Origin of the sequence: Litorivivens sp., from assembly GCF_041625495.1 — a bacterium.
In the GTDB taxonomy this organism is placed as follows: domain Bacteria; phylum Pseudomonadota; class Gammaproteobacteria; order Pseudomonadales; family Spongiibacteraceae; genus Litorivivens.
Genome location: NZ_JBFJTH010000213.1, coordinates 1 through 5,243, shown reverse-complemented (window position 1 = coordinate 5,243; position 5,243 = coordinate 1). Strand labels below are relative to the sequence as shown.

The 5,243-nt window shown below is 53.5% G+C and carries 4 protein-coding genes; all 4 read right to left on the bottom strand.

Features of this window, described 5'->3' with window-relative positions; translation table 11 throughout:
- A partial coding sequence (locus tag ABYP39_RS17115; protein WP_372783798.1) for a class I adenylate-forming enzyme family protein occupies positions 1-1,127 on the bottom strand: 1,127 nt, incomplete at its 3' end.
- A gap of 116 nt (positions 1,128-1,243) precedes the next feature.
- A complete protein-coding gene (locus ABYP39_RS17110) occupies positions 1,244-1,831 on the bottom strand; it encodes a TetR/AcrR family transcriptional regulator (RefSeq protein WP_372747206.1) in 588 nt (195 codons plus the stop codon).
- Positions 1,832-1,930: 99 nt separating this feature from the next.
- Positions 1,931-2,644, bottom strand: a complete 714-nt coding sequence (locus tag ABYP39_RS17105; RefSeq protein WP_372783796.1) for a hypothetical protein — start codon at positions 2,642-2,644, stop codon at positions 1,931-1,933.
- A gap of 42 nt (positions 2,645-2,686) precedes the next feature.
- Positions 2,687-5,062 carry a TonB-dependent receptor gene (locus ABYP39_RS17100; protein ID WP_372783794.1) on the bottom strand — a complete coding sequence of 792 codons (2,376 nt, stop codon included), beginning with the start codon at positions 5,060-5,062 and terminating at the stop codon, positions 2,687-2,689.
- Positions 5,063-5,243 lie beyond the last annotated feature (181 nt).

Below are 5,243 nucleotides of genomic sequence, written 5' to 3'. Positions count from 1 at the left end.
TCTTGTGTTGCCTTTTCGTTGCCAAAATAGCCGTCCATAACGATGGCACCGCGAATCATCAGCTCACCCACTTCTCCGGCGGGCATCTCTTTAGATGCGTCATCGACGTCAACGATTCGGGCGCTGACGTAGGGTATCGCCACACCGATCGAACCATGGCGATATTCACCATTCCACGCAAAGGTAGTGCCGAGCCCGGCGAGCTCAGTCATACCCCACAACTCAATCAGCGGACAGCCAAAACGTTCTTCGACCTCCCGCATCTTCGCCGGAGGCATCGGCTGCCCGCCAACCGTGCACAATCGCAACGAAGACAGGTCGAATTTCCCCACTTTCGGATGGTTCAACATGAACATGTACATGGTGGGCACGCCGTCAAAGATCGTGGCCTTGTGCGCCTGCATTGAAGCGAGCATTTCGCCCGGGTCGAACAGCGGATGAATCACTATCTTGCCGCCGCATTGGAACATGGCATTCATCACGACATTGCCGTACACATGCGGGCACGGTAGCGCGGTGACAACAACATCGCTGGAGTTGCGGCCGTGCATCAGCCCGGTCATGGCAATATTGGTGGCAACGGCACGATGCGACAACATTGCGCCCTTTGGTTTGCCGGTAGTACCAGAGGTATAGCAAATTGTAGACAAACTCTCCGGCGGGGACAGAACAGCTTCGAATTGTTCACTACCTTGCGCAAGCATTGCTTCAAAGCTAATCGCGCCATCGGGAATATCATCGCCGTAAAGGATCAAGGAATCGATGCCCGATCCTGAGAGTCGCTCAACGAGTGGCAAACCTTTTTCGCGTGACGCGATAATCGCCTTGGCGCCGCAGTCTTCAACGACAAACTCGACCTCTTCCGGGGTTAACATGACGTTGATCGGATTGACTACGGCGCCAGCTTTGAGAATACCGTAGTAGCTGACCACCCACTCCCAGGCATTAGCCCCATACAGAGTGACCCGATCGCCGGGCGACACCCCGTTGGCAACCAGTCCGCTTGCGACCTGATTGGATAAGGCATCAAGGTGAATAAAAGAAAATTCGTCGGTGCCGATCACCAGCGCGATTTGATCACCGTACTGCTGAGCTGCATCGCTCAATATGCTTGCAAGGTGTTGCATGGCTTATACCATTATTGTAATTAGTCATACGAACCGACAGCGAATACAACCCTGCCGGCACGGCTTAATATACTAATACATGTCGTTTGACATGTATAGCGCGATCACACTAAGGGCTATGCGCCCGATCTCTCTCTGATCGCATCCAGCACAAACTTCTCAACCTGCTTTCGGTGCTTTTCCCAACGGCGGCCCTCTCCAATAAATATCGTCGAACCTTCAACCAAAGACATCAGGGCAATCGCCTCAATTCGCGGCGCCGGGCTGCCGGCTGTTTTCAGCGCTCGCTCTAGCAACGACAGATATTGCGCGTAGATACCGTCAACCAATTCCTTGACCAGCGGTTCAACCTGTCCCATTGCCCAAAGTTGCGGCCATAAGCGGTCTGATAACAACGCGTTCCCCGGGGCATCTTCCAAAAGCATCTGTATGAACTCTACCGGACTGCTACCCACGCCACGCGCCTGCAGATCATGCCAACCAGCCTTATATACGTCGCTGATGTAACTCGCCAGTGCGACCAACAACGCCTCCCAATTGGCGAAGTGATACTGCAGAGCACCGAGTTTTAGCCCACTCGCACGTGCCAGCGAACGCATACCCAGCGCTGAATAACCTTCCGTGGCGATAATCTCGATGGCTGCCTGCAATATCTGTTTTCTGCGATCAGTCAGCTCTACCGCTTGTACTGCTTGTCTACTCACTACTCACCCTCCACCTGGGTTCCCCCCTAATCTCTAGAAGCACATATTTACGATAAGCTAAACAGTATACCGGTCAACCGACGTCTTTCGGGTGCCGCGTCACATTGCCGACTTGAACTTGATCGCCGCAGCAACAAACGCGATGAGTATAAGCAGGAACCCCGCAGCAACTGCGATCTCAATCGCGGCGCTGCCCGCCGCGTCCATAAAGACCGCGATCATCATTACATGCCAGATCAAGCCAAACAGGCCCAGCGCCACCGCCGCGATCTTGATGCTGCGTGACTCCGCTGCCTGCTCAAACAGCGGGCCAGCTATCATCAAGGAAAACAGTGCGTACATCCAAAATCCGAGGTAATCCAAAGAAGTGTATAGCGAATACGGGATCGACACATTCAAAATCAGCAGCAGCGCATCGGCCATTTCAGCGCCTGCGCCGCCATCGACAATCGCATCACCCAGCTGCGGGATCGTCCATACCGCAATAAATTTCGGGATGATAAACGCCACAAAAGACACCAGTACAAACATAGCGGCAATCAGCGCCCGGATCGGACGGGCAGCAAACACCATCCAGCAAAGTACAAACATCGTCGCCGTCCATGCACTCATCCATGCGATCTGAATCAACCAGCCCATGATGAATGAACCACCGTTCGCACTAAGCCAGGCCGCTCGATCGGCGTGCACCGCCTCGGCGCCACCAGGCGCATCGAGCGGAAAGAAACCCGATGCAAGCGCCAACGCGAATGCAGCGATAACTGACCAAAACCCAAGTCGATTGATATCTTCTTCCAACAATTTTTCCTTCATTGCGCATCTTCCTCAATCTATCGCTTATGTGTTGACAGGGTTTTACCAAAACCAGCTGAAGTCCAGCGACGCCTGCCGGCGCGGCGCCGCACGCCCGACAATGGCATCTGGCCATACGCCGCCTGTATCACTTCGGATCGAATAGGTTTTCTCGTCGGTGACATTGTTTATGGCCAAGGTGAGTGACCACGCTTCAGACGCCGGCGTCACAGAGAGTCGTGTATGGTAAATCAGTGCTTCATCAATGATCAGCTCCGGGGCAAGGTCCGCGTCAGTCCAATATTCGCTGGAATAGGTTGCATCCACCGCCCAGGATATCGCACCACTATCCTCAAGCAGTGGTAGCGGAAAACGCAGTTCCGTCGTTAACACACCGCTCCACAGAGGAGCAGCAGCGAGGGTTTTTCCAGCGAAATCAGTGCCGTCCGGTCCGTTCGGGTACTCTTCGTAATAAGCATCGTTATAGGCGACAGCACCACTCAATGTCAGCCAGGGAGCAAAGCCCGGCATAAACATCGCATCGAACTCCGCGCCTTGCGTTCTGGCCTTAGCGGCATTCGCCAGCTGTTGAAGGGGCAACACGCTATCCCCAGTCGTCACGTAGACATGAAGGTCGGTAAACTCGGAATCGTATACGCTGAGGTTCATCGAAAGCGATCGATCCATTAACACACTCTTGATACCCACTTCGTAGGATTCGACCTGCTCTGGCTCAACTTGTTGAGTACTACTTTCGTTGAGCGCAAAGAAATTAAATGCCCCGCCCTTGTAGCCTTCTTGCCAGGTCATGTAAGTAACCACATCGCCTCCAAACAGTTCATACTGCAAACTGATTTTCGGAGATACTTTGCGCTCGCGAATCTTCGGAGTGAGCACCACGTCTTCTTCGGCACCCAGCAGTGGCGCTAACACCGATAGGTCACCTTCACCACTGGGATGGAGCTTAATCACCGGCATGTTGGCATCGCGTTTGTTTCTGTCCCAGCGTAAACCCAGGGTTATACTCAGCGGCTCAATCGGACGATAAACCATGTGTGCAAATACTCCCAAGGCCTTGGTATCCATGGCGGGTAGAATTTTTACACCGTCACCCGCCAACGAACCGGATGCCGGTATCACACAGGTCGGACAATTTAGGATACCGGGCCCGAACCCACCAGTTGCCGGCCCTCCCGCGGCTTGTGCACCCGGGCCTAGTAGCCATGCGATCGTGTCATCACCACCGACAATGCGATAATCGTAATGAACCTGCTCTTTTTGCGCGAAGATGCCAGTAATGAATTCGGTACTGCCCCGGCCCAGCGCAAAAAAGCCAGGCAAAGTACCGTTCACCCGAGCTTCGAGTTGTGACATACGAACCGTTTCGATTGCCACAGGAATTCGGATGATATCGGCCGGACTGTAGTCAACATCGCCGTGGGCATTCACCGCCATATCGGTGCCACCCAGAATGAGGGTTGTCGACAGCGCATCGAAGGCCAGCGGGCTACCCCAATCCGATTCGAGCCGCGCACCAAACGATTGCATATGATCAATCCAGGTTTGTGGTTCAAAATCAAAGGAGATTTTGTCATTGAACATATCCGTATCAAACTGCGGATCGTAGTCGTCAATAAAGTCCCGAGTTTGATCGTTAACAAAATCAAACTTCTGATTGAGGTACATATGATCCACTTCTGCCGTGGTCCAGAACAGGGTCAATTCATTCGTGTCTGAGATATCCCACGCCAGTTTTACGCGCGCTGCGCTGCGGTCGATAAAACCCACGTCGTCGCCATTGAAGGTATTGGTCTGCTGTGATCCCGGCCGGTCGTACAGCACACCAATTCGTGCACGAATATTATCGGTAAGTGGCCCACTGACAGCTAACTGAGCCTGTTCATCATGCTCGCCTTTCCGCAGCGTGATATATCCAGAAAACTCATCGGTTGGTGCATTGGAGACAAGATTCAATACACCGGCCGTTGTGCTCTTGCCGAACAGCGTACCTTGCGGGCCACGCAGCACTTCAATTCGCTCCAAATCAAAAAATCCCGCATGGAAATAGGTCTGTCGCGACAGGGCTAGATCATCGATAACCAAACCCACAGAATTGTCACCACCACCGATCGCGGCGACCGAACGCACGCCGCGAACAGCGATTGTCGGCTCAAGGCCGTCATCGGTCAGCTGGGTATTGGGGATGTACTTGGATATCTCGGTAAAGTCGGTGAGATTCGCCTTTTGCATCATGTCGCCGGTAAGCGCCTGCACCGAACCGGCGATGTCCTGCACGCTCTGCTCGGTCTTGTTGGCGCTGACAATCACCTCCTCGATGACCCTGCCCTGCACTTCTGCGCTCGCCGGCGCCTGCTGCTGGGCGAAGGTGAGCTGACACATCACCAATGCTGGCACTATCGCAACTCGAAGAATCTGCATATATCAAACCTTTATCATTTTATTTGGACATATGTCATGACATGGTAATACATGTCGGATGACATGTAAATTCAGGAACAGACTGCTTCGCGGCGCTACCAGGCCCAACTAAAATCCAGTGACGCATGACGGCGGTCGCCCACTCGCACCAGCTTTGAGTTGGGCCAGACCAAATCGCCAT

Bases quoted from the DNA above. Each gene is read 5' to 3' on its own strand.
- ABYP39_RS17105 (WP_372783796.1), bottom strand. From the start codon at position 2,644: ATGAAGGAAAAATTGTTGGAAGAAGATATCAATCGACTTGGGTTTTGG.
- ABYP39_RS17100 (WP_372783794.1), bottom strand. From the start codon at position 5,062: ATGCAGATTCTTCGAGTTGCGATAGTGCCAGCATTGGTGATGTGTCAG.